At 63.2% G+C, this 22,074-nt stretch carries 18 protein-coding genes; 10 read left to right on the top strand and 8 right to left on the bottom strand.

All coding sequences use genetic code 11. The features are described 5' to 3' along the window. Positions 1–136 precede the first annotated feature (136 nt). Genes NDO48_RS21175 through NDO48_RS21165 form a run of 3 tightly spaced genes read left to right on the top strand, consistent with a single transcriptional unit; the run spans position 137 to position 3,870 of the window. Positions 137–1,216, top strand: coding sequence for a glycosyltransferase (locus NDO48_RS21175; protein WP_018426035.1), 1,080 nt, complete (start codon positions 137–139; stop codon positions 1,214–1,216). A 15-nt stretch (positions 1,217–1,231) separates the two neighbouring features. After that, positions 1,232–2,413: a glycosyltransferase gene (locus tag NDO48_RS21170; protein WP_018426036.1), complete on the top strand. Its 1,182-nt coding sequence runs from the start codon at positions 1,232–1,234 to the stop codon at positions 2,411–2,413. Further along, positions 2,410–3,870 (top strand): lipopolysaccharide biosynthesis protein, encoded by a 1,461-nt coding sequence (locus NDO48_RS21165; protein WP_267322304.1) that lies wholly within the window; start codon positions 2,410–2,412, stop codon positions 3,868–3,870. The genes NDO48_RS21170 and NDO48_RS21165 overlap by 4 nt, the downstream gene beginning before the upstream one ends. On the opposite strand, the gene NDO48_RS21160 is transcribed toward NDO48_RS21165, so the two are convergent. Continuing rightward, a complete protein-coding gene (locus NDO48_RS21160; RefSeq protein WP_267322303.1) occupies positions 3,817–5,157 on the bottom strand; it encodes a polysaccharide pyruvyl transferase family protein in 1,341 nt (446 codons plus the stop codon). The two genes, NDO48_RS21165 and NDO48_RS21160, sit on opposite strands and share 54 nt — an antisense overlap. Positions 5,158–5,324: 167 nt before the next feature. Here NDO48_RS21160 and NDO48_RS21155 point away from each other — a divergent pair, with 167 nt between their 5' ends. The 6 genes from NDO48_RS21155 (at position 5,325) to NDO48_RS21130 (ending at position 12,889) form a co-directional block, all read left to right on the top strand. Then, on the top strand, positions 5,325–6,497 hold the full coding sequence (locus NDO48_RS21155) for a glycosyl transferase family 1 (RefSeq protein ID WP_267322302.1): 1,173 nt from the start codon (positions 5,325–5,327) through the stop codon (positions 6,495–6,497). A 25-nt stretch (positions 6,498–6,522) separates the two neighbouring features. After that, positions 6,523–7,503: a glycosyltransferase family 2 protein gene (locus NDO48_RS21150; RefSeq protein WP_267322301.1), complete on the top strand. Its 981-nt coding sequence runs from the start codon at positions 6,523–6,525 to the stop codon at positions 7,501–7,503. Beyond that, entirely contained in the window at positions 7,500–8,426 is a 927-nt protein-coding gene (locus tag NDO48_RS21145; protein ID WP_267322300.1) for a glycosyltransferase, read from the top strand. Before NDO48_RS21150 ends, NDO48_RS21145 begins: the two co-directional genes overlap by 4 nt. Then, complete coding sequence (locus NDO48_RS21140; protein ID WP_267322299.1) at positions 8,416–9,366, top strand: glycosyltransferase family 2 protein; 951 nt, start codon at positions 8,416–8,418, stop codon at positions 9,364–9,366. The genes NDO48_RS21145 and NDO48_RS21140 overlap by 11 nt, the downstream gene beginning before the upstream one ends. 42 nt (positions 9,367–9,408) lie before the next feature. Beyond that, positions 9,409–10,314 (top strand): UTP--glucose-1-phosphate uridylyltransferase, encoded by a 906-nt coding sequence (locus NDO48_RS21135; protein WP_267322298.1) that lies wholly within the window; start codon positions 9,409–9,411, stop codon positions 10,312–10,314. 130 nt (positions 10,315–10,444) lie between these two features. Continuing rightward, positions 10,445–12,889, top strand: coding sequence for a Wzz/FepE/Etk N-terminal domain-containing protein (locus NDO48_RS21130; protein WP_018426044.1), 2,445 nt, complete (start codon positions 10,445–10,447; stop codon positions 12,887–12,889). A 218-nt stretch (positions 12,890–13,107) separates the two neighbouring features. On the opposite strand, the gene NDO48_RS21125 is transcribed toward NDO48_RS21130, so the two are convergent. From NDO48_RS21125 to NDO48_RS21105, 5 genes are read right to left on the bottom strand one after another with little or no spacing between them, the layout of a single operon-like run. Further along, positions 13,108–14,436, bottom strand: a complete 1,329-nt coding sequence (locus NDO48_RS21125) for an amidohydrolase (protein WP_267322297.1) — start codon at positions 14,434–14,436, stop codon at positions 13,108–13,110. A gap of 55 nt (positions 14,437–14,491) precedes the next feature. Beyond that, complete coding sequence (locus tag NDO48_RS21120; protein ID WP_267322296.1) at positions 14,492–15,427, bottom strand: ABC transporter permease; 936 nt, start codon at positions 15,425–15,427, stop codon at positions 14,492–14,494. Between the two features lie 9 nt (positions 15,428–15,436). Continuing rightward, on the bottom strand, positions 15,437–16,489 hold the full coding sequence (locus NDO48_RS21115) for an ABC transporter permease (protein ID WP_267322295.1): 1,053 nt from the start codon (positions 16,487–16,489) through the stop codon (positions 15,437–15,439). After that, positions 16,489–18,075 (bottom strand): ABC transporter ATP-binding protein, encoded by a 1,587-nt coding sequence (locus NDO48_RS21110; protein WP_267322294.1) that lies wholly within the window; start codon positions 18,073–18,075, stop codon positions 16,489–16,491. The genes NDO48_RS21115 and NDO48_RS21110 overlap by 1 nt, the downstream gene beginning before the upstream one ends. A 29-nt stretch (positions 18,076–18,104) precedes the next feature. Next, the gene (locus NDO48_RS21105; protein WP_267322293.1) at positions 18,105–19,220 is read right to left on the bottom strand and encodes a BMP family ABC transporter substrate-binding protein; all 1,116 of its coding nucleotides are present in this window, start codon (positions 19,218–19,220) and stop codon (positions 18,105–18,107) included. 115 nt (positions 19,221–19,335) lie between these two features. Here NDO48_RS21105 and NDO48_RS21100 point away from each other — a divergent pair, with 115 nt between their 5' ends. Further along, positions 19,336–20,256: a LysR family transcriptional regulator gene (locus tag NDO48_RS21100; RefSeq protein WP_267322292.1), complete on the top strand. Its 921-nt coding sequence runs from the start codon at positions 19,336–19,338 to the stop codon at positions 20,254–20,256. A 109-nt stretch (positions 20,257–20,365) separates the two neighbouring features. Here NDO48_RS21100 and uraD read toward each other — a convergent pair whose 3' ends face one another. Next, a complete protein-coding gene (uraD, locus tag NDO48_RS21095) occupies positions 20,366–20,893 on the bottom strand; it encodes a 2-oxo-4-hydroxy-4-carboxy-5-ureidoimidazoline decarboxylase (protein WP_267322291.1) in 528 nt (175 codons plus the stop codon). Between the two features lie 196 nt (positions 20,894–21,089). Further along, complete coding sequence (gene pip, locus NDO48_RS21090; protein ID WP_267322290.1) at positions 21,090–22,055, bottom strand: prolyl aminopeptidase; 966 nt, start codon at positions 22,053–22,055, stop codon at positions 21,090–21,092. Positions 22,056–22,074: the final 19 nt, after the last annotated feature.

Genomic DNA, 22,074 nt, shown 5'->3' with positions numbered 1-22,074 from the left:
CAGCAGCTCTCGACAGCCGTCATCTTCGACGGGCGAAATCTCTACGACCCGGCGGTCGTCGCCCGCCACGGCATCACATACGTCTCCATCGGCCGCAAGGCCAGCTGAGCGAACATCAACCGACAAGGAGAGGCACATGAAGGTTCTGTTTGCCGGCGGCAACGGATACACGCCTGAGTTCAGCGGCGGTGTGCAATCGAGCACGCATCATCTGGTCGAGCAATTGCGCGCTCATGGCCACGAGGCATCGGTGCTGGCGGCCCTGTTCGGCGACGGAATGTTTGGCCTTAAGGCCCGCGCCAAGATGAAACTGATGCGGCAGCGCGCCGTCATCGACACTTTTCCAGGCTATCCCGTGGTCCGCGCCTGGTTCCCCTGGGAGGCTGCCGGATTCGCCATCGACAAGCTTCGGCCCAATGTCGCGGTCGTGCAGTGCCACAAGTCGGTACCGATAGCTGCAGCGCTCGAAGAACGCGGCGTTCCCGTCGTGATCTACCTCCGCAACGTCGAATTCCACGAACTGGGTGGTGACCTACGCGAACTCAAATCCGCACACTACATTGCCAACTCAGAGTTCACCGCATGCACCTACCGGCAGCGCTTCGGCATTGAATCGACCGTCATCCCGCCAACCATCGACCCGGCCTTCTATGCCACGGAAAGCACGGGCGATTTCGTCACCCTCATCAATCCCTACAATGAGAAAGGCTTTGAGCTTGCCGTGCGCATCGCCGGACGCTGCCCGGAAATCCCGTTCCTGTTCGTCGAAAGCTGGAAGCTGTCGGACGAGCACCGCACCAGCATCGAGGCGACGATCGCGCCGCTCGGCAATGTCAGGCTCGAGGGGCGCACCAACGACATGAAGACCGTCTACGGCCGTACCCGCATCCTGCTTGCGCCGAGCAAGTGGGAGGAAGCCTGGGGACGCGTGGCGTCCGAGGCGCATTGCAGCGGCATCCCGGTCATAGCCTCGCGCCGCGGCGGCCTGCCCGAAGCAGTCGGTCCCGGCGGGCTGGTGCTGGACCACGACGCGCCGCTCGACGACTGGGTCACTGCGATGCGCAGCCTTTGGAACTCCGGCGCCGAGCATGAGCGCCTGTCGAGCGCGGCGCGGGAATTTGCGCGCCGGCCGCAGCTCGATCCCGACCAGCAGTTCGCCACCTTCATGGGGGTGCTGGAAAAGGCGGCCGCCCGGCGGCTCGATCATGCAGCCTGAAGCAGGAAGAGCTCGATGAAGGTGTGTTTCGTCGTCGACCGGTTTCCGTCGCTGTCGGAGACATTCGTGCTCGACCAGATCGAAGGCTGTCTCGAAAGGGGTCTCGAAGTCGGCGTCGTCTGCAACGTGACGACCTTCGGCAAGGATCGCCATGTCGATGCAGAGCGCTGGCGCAATCTGCCATTGGGTGTTGAGCGCTGGTGGGGCGGGTTGGCGCCGCTGCGCCCGGCGCTGCGCAAATGGTCGGGTCCCCTCTGGGACAAGACGTCGACGGCGCTCGACATCGCCTTCGCCAGCAAGCTCGAGAAATACGACGTCATCGTCGCCCATTTCGGTAACAATGGGCTGCGGGTCGCGCGCTCGATCAAGCGCCGGCGCATCGATGCGCCGCTGGTGACCATCTTCCACGGCAACGATGTCGGCGGCCCCATCGATGATGGCACGCTCGGCCGCTATCGCGTGGTCTTCGAGCAGGGCGCCCGACAACTGCCGGTCAATGCCTATTTCCGCAATGCGCTGTTGGGTGTGGGTGCTGACGCCGACGAGGTGGTTGTCCACCACATGGGGGTGCGGACGGAACAGATTGAGTTTCGTCCGGCCGTCCGAGGCGAGGGGGCATTGCAACTGATCTCGGTCTGCCGCCTCACCGAGAAGAAGGGGATCGAGTTTGCCTTGCGGGCGCTGGCGCAGGTGACGACGCGGCGGCCCGATGTCGACTGGACCTATGCCGTCATCGGCGGCGGCGAATTGTTGCAGAGCTTGAAATTGATGTCGCAGAATCTGCGCATTGCCGACCGCGTCGAATTCCTCGGGCCGCGACCCCATGCCGAGGTCAAGCAACGGCTTGGGAAGGCGCATGTCTTCGTGCTGCCGAGCGTCAAGGCCAGTGACGGGGACGTCGAAGGTATCCCGGTGGCGCTGATGGAGGCCATGGCGGCGGGCTTGACCGTCGTAAGCAGCCATCATTCCGGCATTCCCGAGCTGATCGAGGACGGACGCAGCGGCCTGCTCGCGCCCGAGCGGGACGCCGCAGCGCTGGCCGAGAAGCTCATTTGGGTCGCCGACAATCCCGACGTCTGCGCACGGATGGCGCGCGTGGCGCGCGTCAAGATCGAGCAAGAGTTCGATTCCACCAGCCTCAACGACGACTTCGTTCGCATGCTCGTGCATCTCGCCGAAACAAAGGCAGCGGCATGAATGCCGTGCCGCAGCAACTGGGTCGCATCGCCCTGCGCGGCGGCGCCCTGACCGGGGCGGCGCAGGCCGTGCGCATGGGCATCCAGTTCGTCTCGGTGGTCGTGCTGGCACGTCTTCTTGCGCCCGAGGATTTCGGCCTCGTCGCCTCGGTCGGGCCGATCGTCGCCTTTGTCGGATTGTTCCAGAATCTCGGCCTGCAGCAGGCGGTGATTCAGCGGTCGGACATTGCGCCGGCACAGCTGAACCAGGTGTTCTGGATCAGTGCGCTTGCGGGCCTTGTCTGCACGGTCGTCGTTGCGGCGCTCTCGCCGCTGGTCGCGTCCTTCTACGGCGATGCCAGAATGACCGGTATCGCGCTTGCAGCGGCAATGCCGCTGCTGCTCGGCAGCCTTGCGGCGCTGCCGCTGGCGCTGATGAACCGGCACATGCGTTTCGGTCAATTGGCGATCAACGATGTGCTGACGGGCGTTACCGGATTGGTGGCCGCGATTGCCGCCGCCTATGCCGGCCTCGGTTATTGGGCGTTGGTCATCGGCCCTGCCATCGGCGCGCTGGTGACGCTGCTGGCTGCATGGCGGGCCACTGGCTGGCTGCCCAAAAGACCGGATCTGCGCGTTGACCGCGATATCCTGTCCTTCGGCGCCAACCTCACCGGCTTCAACCTGGTCAATTTCTTCTCACGCAATCTCGATAACATCCTGATTGGCAAGTTCTCAGGCGCGATCGAACTCGGCTATTACGACCGCGCCTACAAGTTGCTTCTGTTTCCGCTGCAAAACATCAACCAGCCGCTGTCGCGCCTTATGGTGCCGCTGTTGAGCCGTATCCAGAACGACAAGGTCCGGTTCCGCGACGCCTATCTCCGCACCAACTGGCTGCTCGCCTTCGTCACCGTGCCTGGCATCGCCGCATTGACAATGGCGGCCGAGCCGGTCGTCGCCTTGTTGTTTGGCGAGCGCTGGCTGGCGGTGGCGCCGATCTTTGCCTGGCTCGGCATCGCGGGGCTGATGCAACCGGTCTCCAGCACCACCGGCTGGGTGTTCATCTGCCAGGGCAAAACCGGCACGATGTTCCGATGGGGCATCTATTCTGCGCTGACGACAGTGATTGCCTTCGTCGCCGGTCTCAGATGGGGGGCGGTCGGCGTTGCCGCCGCCTATGCAATCAGCGGCTACGTGCTGCGCTTGCCGGTGCTTGCCGTGCTGATGCAGCGGGTCGGGCCGGTTTCGGCCGTGGATTTCCTGCTCGTCCAGGGATTGCTGATCGTCGCGGCCGGCATAGCCTGGCTGGCCTATGCCGAGCTGCAGCCCATGCTTACCTCGCACGGCAATCTCGTCTTGGCGGCCACCGCGGCCGTGCTCAGCTACGCGGTGGCGCTGACCTTCATGGTCGCGGTGCCGCAGTCACGCTGCGCCCTCGGTGATGCGTGGCGCATGGTCGTCCGCCGCAAGGGCTGAACCTTGTGCGAGCAGCGGCCGGATCAGGTCGGCCGCTGACATTGCCGAGGCGTGTTCCTCGCACACGGCGTTGAGCGTCGTGCGCTTTCTGACGTCGAGAGCGGTCGCGAAGGCCGCGAGCTTGTCGGCTGCCTCATCCGGCGTGATCGTGTCGATGTCCAGCAGCAGGTCGGTGAGGCCGACCCGCTTGGCCAGCTCCCTGGTCTTGAACTCATATGCAATAGGCAGAACCGGCGTGCCGACGCACAACGACATGATCATCATGTGCATGCGGGTGGCGATGACGAAGTCGAAGCCCTTGACGAGCTGCATGAGCTGTTCCGGCGTATGAAATGCGCCGTCGACGCTGACATGGGCGACGACGTCTGTGTCGAGTTCGGCAACAATGGCACGTGCTGTCTTCGAATCGTCATGGGCATACTCAGGCACGCCCTGGCAGGTCGACACAAACGTCACCTTCTTGCCGTGATTGCGCACCAGGTCGGTGGCGATACGCCGGATCGACTCCCTGTAGCGGTCCATGCCGCCTTCGCCGCCGCGGACATAGTTCCAGTGCCGCACCGAAATGCCGACACGACCTGTCGTCTCCAGCGGCTTCGCTGCCGCAAGGATGCCTTCGATCTTTTGCCGGTCAGCCAGGGCGAAGACGGAATCGGCAACGACGTGGCATTTGCCGATGTCTTCGACCAGGCCTTTGAGATGTCGGCGCGAACGCTCGTCGCGGAGCAGGATCAACGGGCTGCGGTCAAGGACCGGCTTCAGTTCGCGACGGTTGTAGGCCTTGTCGAACGGTCCGAGCGACTGGGTGAAGAAGACCGTCTTCTTGCCGAAAACGGCATCGATTCGGAACTGGTTGAGGCGCTTTTCGAGATTGTAGGTCTCGATCAGATAGGTCCCGCCAGTCGTGATCACCATGTCGGCCTGCCGGTAGAGATCGAGGCTGCTGCGCTCGTCGTCGCTGAACATTGTCTCGTCGAGCGCTCGGCTCTGGCCGTAGTGGCGCAGGGCGCTGTGGACAAGGCGGTTGTAGATCGGCTTGGCGAGGTTCTTCAGCGGGTTGTCGTCATAGGGGTATTTGAAGACCGTCTCGGAGGGCAGGCGACGGATGTCGATGTCAGGATAGTCGCGCTTGGGGTAGAGCCGCGCGGCTACGTCCGGCTGGCTGTCGAAGACGTGGAACTGGAGTGGCTCGTCGGTCGCCGCTCTCAATACGTGCCTGATCGCCAGGAGGATCGCTGCGTCGCCGGTGTTCAGGCAAACAGTGTTTTCGACAATGATTTTCTTCATGCAGCTGCGTCTCCGTGGTGAGGCCCGCCGCCCGCGATCCATGCAGATCAAACGGGCTATTTTGCGACGCAACAAAAGTTGAGGCGGATGGAGGCAGTATTTGTTGCGATGCAGCAAGTGCTTCCCTAGCATCTCGACTCGGTGGGCCAAACTGCGAGCGTGATCTCATGCTGCATGTTCTGTACCTCGTGCATGATATTTCCGATCCAGCTGTTCGCCGTCGGGTCATCATGCTCAAGGCCGGTGGCGCACGTCTGACGTTAGCCGGTTTCCGCAGGACTAAATTACCTCTTTCTGATATCGAGGGCGTAACGCCGATCGATCTCGGATACACGCGTGACGGACGCTTTGCGCAACGTCTTGGGGCTGTTGCCAAGGCCGCCGCTGGTATCGCCGCGTCGCTGAAAGGCGAGCCGGTGCCCGACGTCATTCTTGCGCGCAATCTCGAAATGCTGGCGCTGGCCAAACGCGCGCGCTGCGCGTTTGGCACGTCTGCGCCGGTTGTCTACGAGTGCCTGGATATTCACCGTCTGGTGTTGCGCGACGACATGGTCGGACGCGCGCTGCGCGGTGCCGAGCGCAGGCTCGGACGCGACGTCAGGCTGCTGCTGACGAGTTCGCCGGCCTTCGTAAGGCATTACTTCCAGAAGTTCGGTCAGATCGATGCGCCCATCGAACTGCTGGAGAACAAGCTGCTCGAACTCGGGCCCAAGGGGCCCGTCGCGCCGACACTGGCAGGTCCTTTGGCAGCGCAGCCATGGCGCATCGGCTGGTTCGGCGCGCTCCGATGTCGCAAATCGCTGGAATTGCTGCAAACCTTCACGGAGAGCGCAGACGGCGCGTTCGAAGTCGTCCTACGCGGCCGACCGGCGCTGACCGAATTCGACGATTTCCTCGGCGTGGTCGGTGCAGCCAGGCATCTGTCCTTCGGCGGTGCCTACCGCAATCCCGAGGACATGGCCGCGATCTATGGCGGCGTACATTTCTCGTGGGCCATCGACTTCTTCGAAGAGGGCCTGAACTCGACATGGCTTCTGCCCAACCGGCTTTATGAAGGCTGCCGCTTTGGAACGGTGCCGATCGCCATGGCCGGCACGGAGACGGCGACCTTCCTCCAGCGCCAGGGCATCGGCATCGTCCTGGAAGAGGCATCCGTGGCAGCGCTCGACAAGGCGCTCGGCACCATGACGCCGGAGCGTTATCGCGCCTTGCGCGACCAGGTGACGGCCTGCGAGCCGTCGACCTGGAGCTGCAACAGTTCCGACTGCCGCGTGCTTGTGGCCAAGCTGGTGAAGGTTGCCGGCCTCGCCGATGGCGAGATCGCTGCCGTAGCCGCCTGAAATCTCAACAGAAAATAGCTGAGCAATGCCTGGATCCTGCATCATCGTCATTCCATGCCTCAACGAGGCACGTCACATCGGGCCGCTGCTTGCCCAGCTACTGCCGTCGTCGCGCCGGCTTGGGGCTCTTGTCGTCGTGGCCGATGGCGGCAGCGAAGATGGGACGCGCAACATCGTCTCGGCCGTCGCAGCAGACAATCCTGATGTGGTGCTGATCGACAACCCGCGCCGTCTGCAAAGCGCGGCCGTCAACCTCGCCGTTAGCCGGTTCGGTGGTAGGGCCGAGTATCTTATCCGCATCGACGCCCATGGTGGCTACCCTGACGATTACTGTGACAGGTTGATCAAGGATGCCCACGACACCGGTGCGGACGCTGTCGTCGTGTCGATGCTGACCAGAGGCTCAGGGATTGTACAACGGGCGGCGGCGGCCGCGCAGAATTCGCGCTTGGGTACCGGCGGTTCAAAACACCGGCACAGTTCGATGGGCGAGTGGATCGACCACGGCCATCACGCGCTGTTGCGCGTCGATGCCTTTTCCGCCGTCGGCGGTTACGACGAGAGCTTCAGCCACAACGAGGACGCCGAACTCGACCATAGGCTGAAGCAGGCGGGGTTCCGCATCTGGCTGAGCGGCAGGACGCAGATGACTTATTTTCCGCGCAACTCGCTCAAGGGGCTTTATGGGCAATATCTCGGTTACGGCCGGGGGAGGGCACGCAACCTGCTCAAGCATCGGCTGGTACCGAAGCTCAGGCAGATGGTGCCGCTGATGGTGTTCCCCGCCGCCTTGGTTGCCATGTTGACGCCGCTCCACTGGCTGTTCGCGCCGCCGCTGGCGCTGTGGGCGGCGATCTGCCTTGCCTATGGCGGACGCCTGGCCTGGCGCGCCGGCGATCCGAAGCTCGCCTTGGCCGGTGTGTCGGCCATGGTCATGCATTTCGCCTGGTCGCTGGGCTTCTGGCAGCAGATGGTCGGCGCGGGCGTGCGAGGCCGCCCCGCATGACCGGCGCTCGCATCGACATCTGCGTCTGCACGTTTCGGCGCCCGGAACTGGCCGACACGTTGCGCTCGCTTGAAGCCATGGAACTGCCCAGGGGATACGGCGTCGGTGTTGTCGTGGCCGACAACGACGATATGCCGAGCGCATCGGCGTTGGTTACTGAGCTTGCCAGCAAGCTGTCGCTGCCCGTGCGCTACGTCCATGCCCCGGCAGGCAACATCTCGGTCGCACGCAACGCCTGCCTGGACGCAAGTTCGGCCGATCTGGTCGCCTTCATCGACGACGACGAGAAGGCGACCGACCAATGGCTTATGCGGCTGGTCGAGCGGCTCGACGCAACGGGCGCCGATGTCGTGCTTGGGCCGGTCAGGGCACGCTATGCCAGCACGGCGCCGCGCTGGATGCGCATGGGTGATTTTCACTCGACCTATCCGGTCTTCGTCGGCGGTGAAATCCGCACCGGCTACACCTGCAACGTGCTTTTGCGGGCGCGGGCGGCATCGGTCGCTGGCAGACGGTTCAGCCTGCTGCGTGGCCAGACGGGCGGCGAGGACACCGAATTCTTCGACCAGGTCCATCGCAGCGGCGGAACATTCGCCTATGCCTCTGATGCCTGGGTGGAAGAGCCGGTTCCGGTTGGGCGCGCCAGCTTCGGCTGGCTGTCCAGGCGGCGCTATCGCGTGGGCCAGACGCATGGGCGTCTTATCGGAACGCGCCGCTCAGGCCTGGCCGTGATTCCGGAGCTGGGCCTCGCCGCGGCGAAGGCCGGCTACTGTTTTGCAGCCGCAGCGCTTGCCGTTTTCCGACCGGTCTGCCGCAACCGCAACCTGCTGCGCTGCATCATGCATGTCGGCGTGGCCAGCGGCCTCCTGGGCCTGCGCGAACTGCGGCTCTACGGCGGCAAGGAGACTACGCATGCAGCCTGATGTCAGCTTCGTCATCGCTGCCTACAATGCCGAGCTGACACTTGGCCGTGCCATCGACAGCGCGCTGGCGCAGCAGGGTGTTTCGGTCGAGGTCGTGGTGGTGGACGATCGCTCGACCGACGGAACATTGGAAATTGCCCGCGCTCATTCCGACCCAAGAGTCAGGGTGGTTGCGCTCAAGAGCAACTGCGGCCCGGGCGGAGCCCGGAATGCCGGCCTGGACGCCGCGCTCGGGCGTTGGGTGGCGGTTTTGGATTCCGACGATACGGTGCGCCCGGAAAGATTGGCCGCAATGATCGCGTGCGCCGAAAAGCGCGGTGCTGCGATGGCCGTCGACAATCTCGAGGTGATTCGTGAAGACGGAACCACCCTAGGTGCGATGTTTTCGGGGGACTTTCTCGAAGGTCTCGGACAATTATCTCTTGCCGACTTCATCGCCGGCAATCTCGTCTTCGAATCCACGTTCAATTTTGGTTACATGAAGCCGATATTCCTGCGTGGATATCTCGACGGGCACGGCCTGCGTTATGACGAGAGCCTGCGCATTGGCGAGGATTACGTCCTGCTTGCGAGCGCGCTCGCGCGGGGCGGCGGCTGCGCCGTCGAACCGGCGGTAGGCTATAGCTACCATGTGCTTCAGGGGTCTATCTCGCGGGTGCTGAAGCTGCCTCACGTCGAGGCCATGCAGCGCGCCGACCGCATCTTCGCCGAAGTCAACAGCCTCGATGTGGCGGCTCGCGAAGCGTTCACGCTTAGGACCCGAAGCCTCGAACGGGCCGCCACATTCCTGTCATTGGTGGAGCACATCAAATCGCGTTCGCCGCTCAAGGCGGTGAGGACTGCGCTCGGCAATCCGTCGGCGGTGCGCCACCTGCGCATGCCGATCGCGGTTCGCTTGCAGCGGCTCGCACAACAATTTGCATCCCGGTCGGGCAGGTGAGGTGGCGGCCTCATTTTCGATCGGACAACACGAGGAGAGTATATGAAGTCGAGTTTCAGGAAAGTCCGCAAGGCAGTCATCCCGGTGGCTGGTCTTGGCACGCGGTTTTTGCCGGCGACAAAGTCGATGCCGAAGGAGATGCTGCCGGTGGTTGACCGGCCGGTGGTACAGTATGCCGTCGACGAGGCGCTGGAAGCCGGCGTCGAGCACATCGTCTTCGTCACCGGCCGCAACAAGGCCGTCATCGAGGACTATTTCGACCTGCATCCCGAACTGATCGGCACGCTAGAGCAGGCCGGCAAGGTCGCCGAGATCAAGTCGCTGGAAACGCTGCTGCCAGTGCCCGGCACCACCAGCTTCACCCGCCAGCAAGCGCCGCATGGCCTCGGCCACGCTGTCTGGTGCGCCCGCGACATCATCGGCGACGAGCCGTTCGCGCTACTGTTGCCCGACATGGTGTCGTTCGGCAAGCGCGGCTGCCTTGCCGAGATCATGGAGCTCTATGGCGAGACCGGCGGCAATGTGATTGCCGTCGAGCAATGCCAGCCGCATGAGACCAACAAATACGGCATCGTCGGTAAAGGCCAAGCCGCCGGCTCGGGCTTCGAGGTCACGGCAATGGTGGAGAAGCCGAAGCCGGCCGATGCACCGTCGACCTACTACATCAACGGCCGCTACATCCTGCAGCCGGAGATCTTCACGCTGCTCGGCACCCAGGCGCGTGGCGCCGGCGGAGAGATCCAGCTGACGGATGCGATGGTCAGGCTTGCCGACAACCAGGCGTTCTTCGCCCGCCCGTTCGGGGGACGCATGTTCGACTGCGGCTCCAAGGAAGGTTTCATCCAGGCCAATGTGGCGTTCGCGCTGAAACGGGCCGATCTCAAGGGCTCGGTGCTGGAAGCGCTGCGCGAGATGATCGCCGAGAATGACAGGGCAGCAGCGGCCTGATCGGGCGACGACCAGGACTCGGCCGGCCGCGTGTCGCCGGGGCCGGCTTTCTGTTTCAGGGCAGCACGTTGCAGAGGGCGTCTGACCCTTCCGAGTGCAGCTTCGTGCTCCGCAAAAGACTGGAATGCCTATGAACTATGCCAGCTTCGCCTTCAGCAATCGCCGCAACGCCGAGCAGGACGAGGCGCGCGAAGGGAGCGATTTCATCGACCTGGAACGCCTGTTCTCCATGGCTCGGCGCCAGGTCAAGGTGGTGGGCGCGGGCGCTGCGATCGGCATTGTTCTCGGGCTCGTCTATCTCCAGACGACGCCGCCGAGCTTCACCGCGACCACGCGCGTCCTGATCGACGAAGGCATGAACAAGATCGTCGACGAGGTATCGGCGGCCCCGGTCAACATGCAGACCGATGCGGCGATCCTCAGCCAGATCGAGATCATCAAATCGGCGCGGTTGGCAGCCGTCGTGGTCGACAAGCAGAAGCTCGATCAAAACCCTGCCTTTATGCAGCCGCCACAATCCCTGGCCTCGACGCTGGTTGGCTATGCACGCGGCTTCGTCGGCATTTTCCGCTCGCGCCCCGATGCATCGGTCGGAGCCGAGTTGAGCGAGGCGGAGCGCAGGGCGGCAGCTGAGGCCGCGCGCAAGGAACAGGCGGTCCTGGCGCTGCAGGCCAATGTCATGGCCGAGCGCATCGGTCGCAGCTACGTCATTTCCATCGCCTATCGCTCGATCGACCCGCAGCTGTCGGCTGCAATTACCAGGGCCTATGCAGATGCATTCGTCGCCGACCAGTTGGACGCCGGCTTTGAGGCCACCGAGAAGGCGGCAGTCTGGCTGCAGGGACGACTGGAGGAGTTACGCGCCAGCTCGCAGGCGGCTGCACTTGAGGTCGAGAAATTCCGCGCCGACAACGGGCTGGCGGCGGCGCGCGGCGAAACCATCGCCGAGCAACAGCTCTCCGATCTCAATGCCCAACTGACCCTTGCCAAGGCTGACACGGCCAAGGCAAGGGCACGCTATGAGCAGTACCGCACGATCGTCGATGGTGGGCCGGAGGCTGCCGTGCAGAACTCGACGCTGTCGGCCGCTGACCCGGGCAATCCGGTGCTGTCCGAGCTCAAGAAGCGCTATGCGGCGGTTTCCAAGCGCGAGCAGGAGATCGCCACGGGCTTCGGTCCGAACCATCCACAGGCGACGGCGTTGCGCAAGGAGCAGGCCGATATTGCCAAGCAGGTCCTCCGCGAGTTGAGCCAACTGTCGGAGACCTATCGCAACGAATATGAGGTGGCGCGCTCGCGCGAAACCACACTCTCCGAAAGTGTCGCTGGTGCCACGGGCCAAAACTCCTCGGCCAACCAGGCCCAGGTGCGGTTGCGTGAATTGCAGCAGCAGGCAACCGCACTCAGCACGCTCTATCAGACCTTCCTGTCTCGCTACGAGGAGGCCTCGCAGCAGCGCTCGTTCCCGATCGCGAAGGTCCGGGTCATCTCCGAGGCGACCTTGCCGCGCAGCGCATCAAGCCCGCGAACTTCGCTGGTGCTCGGCCTGTCGCTGGTGCTCGGTCTGATCATGGGCGCTGCCGCAGGCGCATTCAATGAGTTCAACGAGCGCTTCTTCCGCACGGCCGAGGATGTGCGTGAGCGCCTCGGCCTCAAGTTCCTCGGTTACCTGCCGCTGCTCGGCGGCTACGACCAGAAGCCGACAGTCCCGGCGGAAGGCACCGAGCAACCGCGGGTGTCGGCGGCGAGCGAAAGGCGGGCACGTATGCGGGTGACTGTCGATGCACCGGCGTCATTGTTTGCCGAGACGTTGCGCAATACCAGGATTGCCGGCGACGTCGTGCTGCAGGACGTGCCCTGCAAGGTGATCGGCATCGTCTCGATGCTGCCGGGCGAAGGCAAGTCGATGGTCGCCGCCAATCTCGCCGGCCTGCTTGCCGGCAATGGGGCACGGACGCTGTTGATCGACGCCGACCTGCGCAATCCTGGCCTCAGTCGCTCGCTCGGCATCGTGACGGAACGCGGGCTGGTCGAGGCCGTGGTCGACGGTCAGGGCTGGCAGTCGGCGATTAAGGTCGACAGACAGACCAAGCTCGCCATTGTGCCGGCGGCGTGGCGCGCTCGCTTCTCGCATACGAGCGAGTTGCTGTCGTCGCCCGGCATGCGCCGCTTCGTTGAGGACGCCAAGTCGACCTTCGAATACATCGTGGTCGATCTGCCGCCACTTGGCCCGGTGGTGGACGCCAAGGCGTTTGCGCCGCTGGTAGATGGTTTCGTGCTGGTTGCCGAATGGGGCGCGACGCCACGCCCTCTGGTGCGCTCGGTGCTCGCAGCCGAGCCGCAGATCGCATCCAAGATGCTGGGACTAGTGCTCAACAAGGTCGATCTCAAGCGCCTGCCGCATTACGGTGCCTACGGCGGTTCGGAGCAGTTTCTCGACCGTTATTCGAGCTATTATTTCGATCGTAATGGCAGCGGCACCGCGGCCCGGAACAAATTCCAGGCCGCATATGAAGGGCTGCTGCAGTGGGTCAAAGCGCCGTTCGAGCGGAAAAAGGATCGTACCGAGGCCTAGCAGCTGCTTGGCAGTTCCGCTTTGGAGCGGCACCTGGAAAGTCCACAAGAGGCGCAGTCGCGACCGCCAGCATGTTGGCGACGATGTTTGCTGTCAGGGCCAACATGCAATTTATCCAGCTTCAGACTGAAAAACCAATCTCGACCAAGTAAGCTGTTCGGATCGGAGATCGAACCTTTCAAAGTCATTGAGCGTGAACTCCGCCATCTCAGCTTCGTTCACCCCAGGCTGCGCTTGCGCAGCGCATGCGCCTTGCTGCGGAAATTGGCCCGGATTTCCGCCTCATCGATGCCGGCGACGATGCGGTTCTCCATCAGCAGCCGGCCGGCAACGATGGTGTGCAGCACGTCATCGGCACGGCTTGAATAGACCAATGCCGCAGCCGTGTCGTAAACCGGCAGCGTGTGCGCCTTGTCCAGGTCGACGACGATGACGTCGGCCGCCATGCCGGGCGCAAGCGTCCCGGTTTCGGGACGGTTCATTGCCTTGGCACCCTCGGAGGTCGCCATTTCCAGGATTTCGGTCGTCTTGAGGAATTCCGGGTCGGCTGTCTTGTCCTTGTGGAGCAGGCCGGCGAACTTCATTTCCTGGAACATGTCGAGCGTGTTGTGGCTGGCCGGCCCGTCGGTGGCGATGCCGACCGTCACGCCATGCTCGCGCACGCATTTGAGCGGCAGCGTTCCGGACGCCACCTTGGCGTTGCAGCAGGGGCAATGGGCGATCTTCGTCCTCGTCGCCGCCAGGATCTTCACGTCATCCTCGTCGAGCTGCGTGCAGTGGGCGGCGGTCACGTCGGATTTCAGGAACTCGAGCGAATGCAGCCAGCGCACCGCCGACGTGCCGTAGGTTTCGGCGACATAGGCAGTCTCCTGGGGCGCTTCGGCGAGGTGGATGTGGATCGGCACGTTGTGCGCGTCGGCGACCTCGCGCGACAGCCGGAACATGTCCGGCCCGCAGGAATAGGTGGCATGCGGCGACAGTCCGACATGCAGCAATCCGTTTTGCGACTTGTGGTGCCTGGCGACGATATCGCCGAAGCTGTGCAGCGTCTTCCAGGACCAGTCGGTGATCGATGCGTAGACGCCGCGATCGGCAAAGCCGTAACCGAGGGTCGAGCGAAGCGGGATCCTCTTGAGCGCCTCGATCTGCGGCTCCACGGCATAGGCATCGAAATGCTCGTTGAAGGAGGTGACGCCCGACTTCACCATTTCGACGAGGCCGTTGAGGCTTGCCCAGTACAGCGTCTCGGGATCGAAATTGCGCTTGAGCTGCCACATGGTGGAGAGCCATTCGAACAGCCTGACGTCCTCCAGCAGGCCACGCAGCAGCAGGTTCGACGCAATGTGGGTGTGGCTGTCGCAGAAACCCGGCATGACCACGCAGTTGGACGCATCGATGATCTTTGCAGCGCCGCTGGTATCGATGGCGTCCTGCGGGCCGACGGCCAGAATCTTGTCGCCGGCGATGGTGATCGCTCCGCGCTCGATCGGCGTGGTGCCGCCCATGGGCATTACGGTGCCGTTGATGATGGCGATATCGATGGTCATGCGTATCCTCCTACGCGATCCGTTGCGGGATCCGGTTTTTCAGAATTTCAGATGTTCAGCGCACGTCGCGGAAATAGGGCAGGCCCAGCGCTGCCGGCGCCGCCGACACTTGCCTCCTGCGCTGCAGGACGATGACGGGAACGATGATGAAGCCCAGCGTCCCGAGATAGGGCAGCATGCCGAGCAGCGCCGGCGCGACTGGCCAGTTGCGCGCCTGCCCGACATAGCCAAGTGCCGTGATCAGCCCGAACAGAAGCGCCGCCATGACGACGTTCAGCGGCCGGTAGCGGGCAAAGATGACCAGCGCGACGGCGATCCAGCCCCGGCCGGCGACGATCCCGTCCGACCATGACGGGACAAAAGCAAGAGTGAGATAGGCGCCTGCCCCCGCAGCCAGTGCCGCACCCAGCGACACATACCAGAAGCGCATCGCCAGAACCGGAATGCCGGCTGCGTCGGCCGCTGCCGGATTTTCTCCGACCGCGCGCATGTTGAGGCCGTGACGCGTCTTGAACATCAGCCAGTGGATGGCGACGGGCAAGATGATGAAGATCAGGTAGACGAGCACATTCTGGGAAAAGAAGGCCGGTCCGAGGATGGGAATGTCGCTCAGATAGGGCACGGCCACGGGCTGGAATGTCGCCTTGGCCGGCATTCCGGAAAACGCCCTGCCTGCGGTGGCGGCGAGGCCCGTGCCCATCAGCGTCAGCGCCAGGCCGCACAGGATCTGGTTGGCGCGGAAGATCACCGTCGCCAGGGCAAAGACCATGCCGAAGCAGAGACCCACCGCAAGGGCTGCTGCGAAACCGGCCGACGGGTTCGGGACGCTGATGGTGACGGCGATGGCCGTCACCGCGCCGAGTGCCATCAGTCCCTCGACGCCAAGGTTCACCACCCCGACGCGCTGGCAGATGACCTCGCCAAGTGCCGCCAGTGCGAGCACGCCTCCGGCAAGCACCGCCGTCGTCAGCAACCCCGTAATGATGTCCATGGCGGCGTCCTATGCGGTGGCTCGATCGGTGCGGACGAGACGATAATGCGCAAACTCGTCGCCGATGGCGGTGAACATCAATACGACGCCGGTCAGCGCCACGATCGCACTGGTGGTCAGTCCCTGCGTCTGCAGGATGATGCCGGCGTTGAGGATGAAGGCCATCAATGCCGCGGCGGCGAGCACGCCAAGGCACGACGTGCGCGCCAGCACCGCGACGATGATGCCGAGATAGCCGAAATTGTTGGAAATGCCGCCCTGCAGGCGGTGCACCGTGCCGGCCACTTCCAGCATTCCGGCAATCCCCGCGATCGCGCCCGACAGCAGCATCACCACGATGATGCGCCGCCTTACCGGTATGCCGGCATAGAGCGCATTCTCGGGATTGGCGCCGCTGATGCGCACCTCGTATCCCCATCGGGTGAAGGACAGCACGGCCGCCACCAGCACCGTCAGCGCCACCGCGATGGCAAAGCCCCAGTGAACCATGCCCCAGAGTTCAGGCATCTCGTAGGGAATGCGCGGCGTGGAGCCGAGCGTACCCGCACCCCGGTCGCGCCACGGCCCGGTGGCGACATAATAGACGAGCAGGGTCGCCACGAAATTCAGCAGCAGCGTGGTGATGAGTTCGTTGACCCCGACAAAGGCGCGGGCGAGCGTCGGGATGGCGATCCATGCCATGCCGCCGGCGATGCCCGCCAGGAACATCGCCGGCAGCATCAGCCAGGCCGGGCCTTCGACGAACAGGCCGAGTGCGGCGGCTGCCAGCGCACCTGCATAGAACTGGCCTTCGGCACCGATGTTCCAGAGCCCGATGCGCCGGGTGATCATGACCGCAAGCCCTGTCAGGATGAGCGGCGTCGCCAGAAGGCCAAGGTCCTCCAGCCCGAAGCTCGAACCGAATGTCGACTTCACGACCTGGCCGCCGAGGGTCAGCGGATCGAGCCCGGAGACGGCGACAACGAGGCCGCCGACGATCAGCGCAAGCAGGATCGCGATGACGCGAACGGCAAAAGCCACGGACGGCCTGGGCGAAGGGAAACGTTGCAGACGCCAGGACATCACGGCCTCGCGCCAGCGGTTGTGGACGCAGCCGTCTGCCCGCCCATCAGCAGGCCGATGGTCTCCATGTCGGCATTGTCGGCTTGGAAAACGGACATGATGCGGCCTTCGTAGAGAACCGCGATGCGGTCCGAGAGACTGAGCAGTTCTTCGAGGTCCTCCGAAATCAGGACGACGGCCACGCCCTGGTTTCGAAGCTCGACGAAATAGCGAAGCATGGTGTTGATGGCGCCGATATCGAGGCCACGGCTGGGATAGGCGGCGACCAGGACTTTCCGCGCAATGCGGATCTCGCGCCGGGCGACGAGGCGCTGCTGGTTGCCGCCCGAGAGGTTCCGCACCGGCATGCCGAAATCGGGAATGGCCACCTCGGCATCCGCTGCGATGCGCCGGGCCAGCCGGTTGGCGGCCCGTGGGTCGAAGAACGGTCCGCGCGAAACCTGATCGGTCTTGTATTCCCGGATCACGACATTGTCGTCGATCGAGAGCGAGGGCGAAAGGCCGCTGCGCAGGCGGTCCTCCGGGATATGGCCGATGCCGAATGTTGCGAAGGCTGCCGCATCCTGGCGGCTCGCGGCCTGTCCACCGATCAGGATTTCGCCCGACACCAGCGGCCGAATGCCGGTGATGACCTCGCTCAGCTCGCGCTGGCCGTTGCCTGCAACACCGGCAATCCCCAATATTTCGCCGGCCCGGATGACGAGGTCGACGTTCCGGAGCGCCGGCAGGCCACGTTGGTCGTAGGCGCAGACGTTCCTGAGCTCCAGAGCCGCCGGACAGGCATGCTGTGCCGTTTCGACCGACCGGTCGCGGTAATTTCCCAGCACGATTTCGCGCCCGACCATCAGGCCGGCAAGCATGCGATGGTCGCACGCCTTGGTCTCATGCGTCGCCACCTTGCGCCCGCCGCGCAGGATCGTCACACGGTCCGAAATCTCGAGGACTTCATGAAGCTTGTGGCTGATGAAGATGACGGCATTGCCGGATTTCCGGAAGGCGTCGAGGGCCTTGAACAGTTCCCGCGCCTCGGCTGGGGTCAGCACCGCTGTCGGCTCGTCCAGGATCAGGATGCGCGCGTTGCGCGCCAGCACGCGCAGGATCTCGACGCGCTGCTGCTCGCCGGCCGACAGGGCGTGGATACGGGCGTCAGGCTTGACGGCAAGATTGAATTTTTCCGCGATCGCGGCCGTTCGCGCTTCCAGCTGCCTGGCCGACGCCAGCGGCGGCGTCTCTCGCCATCCAAGATGGATGTTTTCAGCGACCGTGAAGGCCTGGACCAGCTTGAAGTGCTGGTGAACCATGCCGATGCCTGCGGCGATCGCGTCGAGCGGAGAGCCGAAGCGAACCGGCATTCCATCGACGACGATCTCCCCGGCATCGGCCTGGTAGATGCCGGTCAGGATGTTCATCAGGGTCGACTTGCCGGCGCCGTTCTCGCCCAGCAGGGCGTGAATCTCGCCGGCACGGATGTCGAGGTCGACATCCGCATTGGCGATGACGCCGGGAAAATATTTGGCGATCCCGCGCAGCGACACGAGCGACCGTATCTTGTCGCCATTAACAGGGCGATGTCTCGGATCAGGCATTGCAGCGTCCATCGAGCGAGGCGATCGGCTTAGGTGCTGAGCCCGGACACGCCCTCCACCGACCAGTCCCAGTTGTAGAGCGCGACCTCGTCGAGCGTTTCGCCCGCCTTCACCCGCACTGCCCCGGTCGTGTCCTTGATCTCGCCGGTGAACGGGCTCCAGCCGCCGATGATCTTCTCGCGCACCGCGTCGGCCTGGGCCGCCACCTCGGCCGGAACCGTCTCGCCCCAGGCATCGCGGTCGATGCCGCCGCCCAGCGGAAGCAGGGTCTGGCCGCCGCCCGACCAGCTGCCTTCGAGACGCTTGCGGACCTGGTCGACATAGAACGCGGTCCAGTCGGGCACGATCGAGCTGACATAGGCGTTCTTGCCGTAGCGCCGCATGTCGGAGCCCCACATCGCTGCCCGCACGCCGCGCTGTTCGGCGACCTGCAGATAGGAGGCCTCGTTCATGACGCCGAAGAGGAAGTCGCAGCCATTGTCGATAAGCGCGCTTGCGGCCTGGTTGGCGCCTTGCGGGTCGAACCATGAATTGATGCTGATGACCTGGAGCGTCGCCGATGGGTTCACCGAGCGGGCACCCATCAAGAATGCATTGCTCGACGAGATCGCCATCGGCACCGGGAAGGACGCGACGAAGCCAAGTTTTCCGGATTTGCTGAGCAGGCCGGCCGTCACGCCGAGCACATAGGTCGGATGCCAATGGGCGGCGTAGTACCAGCCGAGATTGTCGGCGACGCGTCGGCCGTCTGCTTCGAGGAAAGCAACATCCGGCGAACGTTCGACCACCGATGCGAAGAAGTCGCCATAGTTCGAGGTTGAAAACACCATCTGGGCGCCCTCCTGCACGAACTGCCGGAACGTGCGGCTGGCGTCGGCGGAGAAAGGTATGCTTTCGACCACCAGCAGCTTCGCCTTCGGGAAGGCCGCCTGGATCGCCTTGGCCCCTTCATTCTGCTTGGTGTTCCAGCCTTCATCCGAGACCGGGCCCGTCAGGCCGAAGGCGATGACGGCATCCTCTTCCTTGATGCCTGCGAGAGGTGCCGCGCGCGCCTGGCCGATCCAGTTCGGCATGATCAGGGATGAAGACGCGGCGGCCGACAGAGCCAGGAACCGACGACGAGAAAAGCTGTGCTTGAAGTTCATTGAATTCCCCCCGAAATCGAGCTGAAGGCTAGTTTTTCATCCCCCTCATTGACCAGCGAATATTTGCGTCAGTAGTGTATCAAAAAAACGTACAGTCGCATTTCAGGTGTCGAGAATGCCCTTGATCACACAAGGCGCGAAGGCGCTGGAGATGGTTGCCCGCTTTGGGTCGATCCGTAAGGCGGCGGAGCAGATGAATGCGACAGCCTCGGCCGTCAACCGCCAGATACTGAATCTGGAACTGGAGTATGGGCAGCCGCTTTTTGAACGGCTGCCACGCGGCATGCGGCCGACGGAAGCAGGTCGAATCCTGGTGGGGCAGGTTCGGAAATTGCAGCAGGAGATCATCGCGACGGGTGCTGAGGTGGAGGGACTGCGTCCCTCGCATGGCAGCACGGTCAGTATCGGGATCATGGAATGTCTGGCGACAGGATTCCTGCCGAAGGCGTTCCGCAGGCTTCAGGCCCAGCATCCCGGCGCCAGCCTACGGGCGCATGTCGACGGCACCAACTTCATACTCGACAAGATCAAGTCGGGCTCGATAGATCTGGCGATCGCGTTCAATACGCCCCAGGACATAGGCTTAAATATTGTCAAGACTGCGCATTTGCGACTTGGCATAGTCGCGCAGCCGTCTCATCAATTGATGCAGAGAAAGCACGTTGATATCGAAGATATTTTGAGTGAGCGATTTATCTCGACAGACGACAGCTTGACGATAGGTCCTATGGCCGACCTGCTCATCCAGAAGCTGAGATCGCCGATTTACAAAATCGCCGTGTCCAATTCCATTGCTCTTCTAAAGGCCACAATTCAAGAAGGGCTGGGAATAAGCATACTGACATTGATTGATGTTTATGAAGAAGTCAGACGCGGAGAGCTGGGTTTTGTGCCGCTTTCTGGAACTCGCATGTCAGTGGCGCTTTCACTCAGCTCCCGCGACGTGAACGCATTGACGGATGCCGGCAAGGCAATGGCCGGCATCATCGCCAGTTCACTGGAGGAGGTCCAAGCGTTATCACTCAACAGTGCCTGATTGCATGCTCCAAAGTTCCTTGCAGGAGCAGTGTGCAGCCCCTGCCGAAGACCATCTCCACCTGCTGGAAGTCTCGTCAAAATTTGACAGTGCCGAGGCGACATGTTGGTCATTCGTGCGGCGCTGCCGCTGGCGCAAGCATGGACCCCAGCCTGTAGCGGCTGATGTAAGAGATCTGCCGCAGCGCTTCCTCCAGTTCCATGTCGGTGCCACGCTCAAGTCGGTGGGTGAACTCGGCAAAGATGCCGGCCTTGGTGTAATGACGTACGCAGATGACGAAAGGAAAGCCATGTCTTGCGCGATAGCGGCGGTTCAGATCGTCTATGAGCGCAGCTTCACCTGAAGACAGGCGATCGAGGCCGGCCGTTCCCTGCTCGGCGGTAGACTCTGTTGTCATTCGTCCTTCTTTGGCCTCCTTTCCTGCCAAATCTGGGTGCGCGCGCAGAAACTCAATTCGAGCCGAGGCGTCACGTTGGAGCACCTGGTCAAACATAACGCCATGCAACGTCTCGGCATTGACGAAGGGACGGCTGTCCCAAGCGCTACGTGCGACCCACGGCGAGTTCTCGAATATCGGTCCCAAGGCGGAGACGAATTCCTCGGATCCCATACGGTTGATCCTGTCGATGGTGAGCATTTCTTCCTATTCCCTTGGATGGGTTGGTGGTTACCGTCAGCAGCGGCGTGCAGCCGCTGCAACTGAGTTGTCGAAAGAGCTCGTTACAGCCGGTCCATCCGGAACGGCGTTCGAGGTGCTCACCCAATCAACGCTGCTGAATGGGGGGAGCGAGTGAGCGTCTCCGACGGCGGAAAACCGATCGTCTCAAGCAGGATCATCGACCCTGCCAGTTGAATTGTTCGGTTGCGGCCAACAGCGCTTGCCGAATGCCCGGCTCGCTGCTGGAGTGGCCGGCATCGGGAATGATCTCCAGGCGCGATGCGGGCCAGCGCTTGTGCACTTCGAAGGCCGTTCGCGGTGGACAGACCATGTCATAGCGTCCCTGGACGATGAGGCCGGGGATCTTGGCCATGTGGTGCATGTTGTCCATGAGATGGTTGGGCGGCAGAAACGCCTCGTTGATAAAGTACGATGCCTCGATCCGGGCGAGCGCTTCGACGACATGCGGCTCCTGGAACCCGTTCATTGTTCCCGGATCGGGGAGGAGCGTAGAGCATGCCCCCTCGTAGCAGGCCCACGCACGTGCGGCCGCGTCGCGCAGCACAGCATCGTCGCCTTGAAGCCTCTTGGCATAGGCGGAAACTACGTCGGCGCGTTCGGCTTCAGGCAGACAGTTGGCGAAGGTTTCCCATAGTTCGGGAAAGAACCGGCTGATGCCGGTCATGAACCAGTCGATCTCTGCCTTGCTGTTCAGCCAGATGCCGCGCAGGATCGCTGCCGTGACCTGGTCGGGATGGCTTTGCGCATAGGCGATTGCGAGCGTACTACCCCATGAGCCGCCGAACAGCATCCAGTGTTCGAGGCCGAGCTCCCTGCGCAGGGTTTCCATGTCTTCGACGAGTAGGGAAGTCGTGTTGTCCCTCGTCTCGCCGAGCGGCGTGGATTTGCCGGCACCACGCTGGTCGAAGGCGATGATGCGATAGCGCGCGGGATCGAAGTAACGACGATCCTCGGGCTCGGTCCCATATCCAGGCCCGCCATGGACCAGCACAACGGGCTTACCCGCCGGATTGCCCGACTCCTCGAAATACAGCTCGTGGAGAGAGCTGACCCGCAGCCGCCCCGTTCTGTAGGGTTCGATAGCGGGCCACAATTCGCGCAACGCCTGTGTCGAATCCATGTCGGCACCGTCCTGAACC

It is taken from the genome of Aminobacter sp. MET-1 (assembly GCF_026521175.1).
Lineage (GTDB): Bacteria > Pseudomonadota > Alphaproteobacteria > Rhizobiales > Rhizobiaceae > Aminobacter.
The sequence above is the reverse complement of the archived record's forward strand: the minus strand, read 5'-3'. Positions and strand labels throughout refer to the sequence as shown.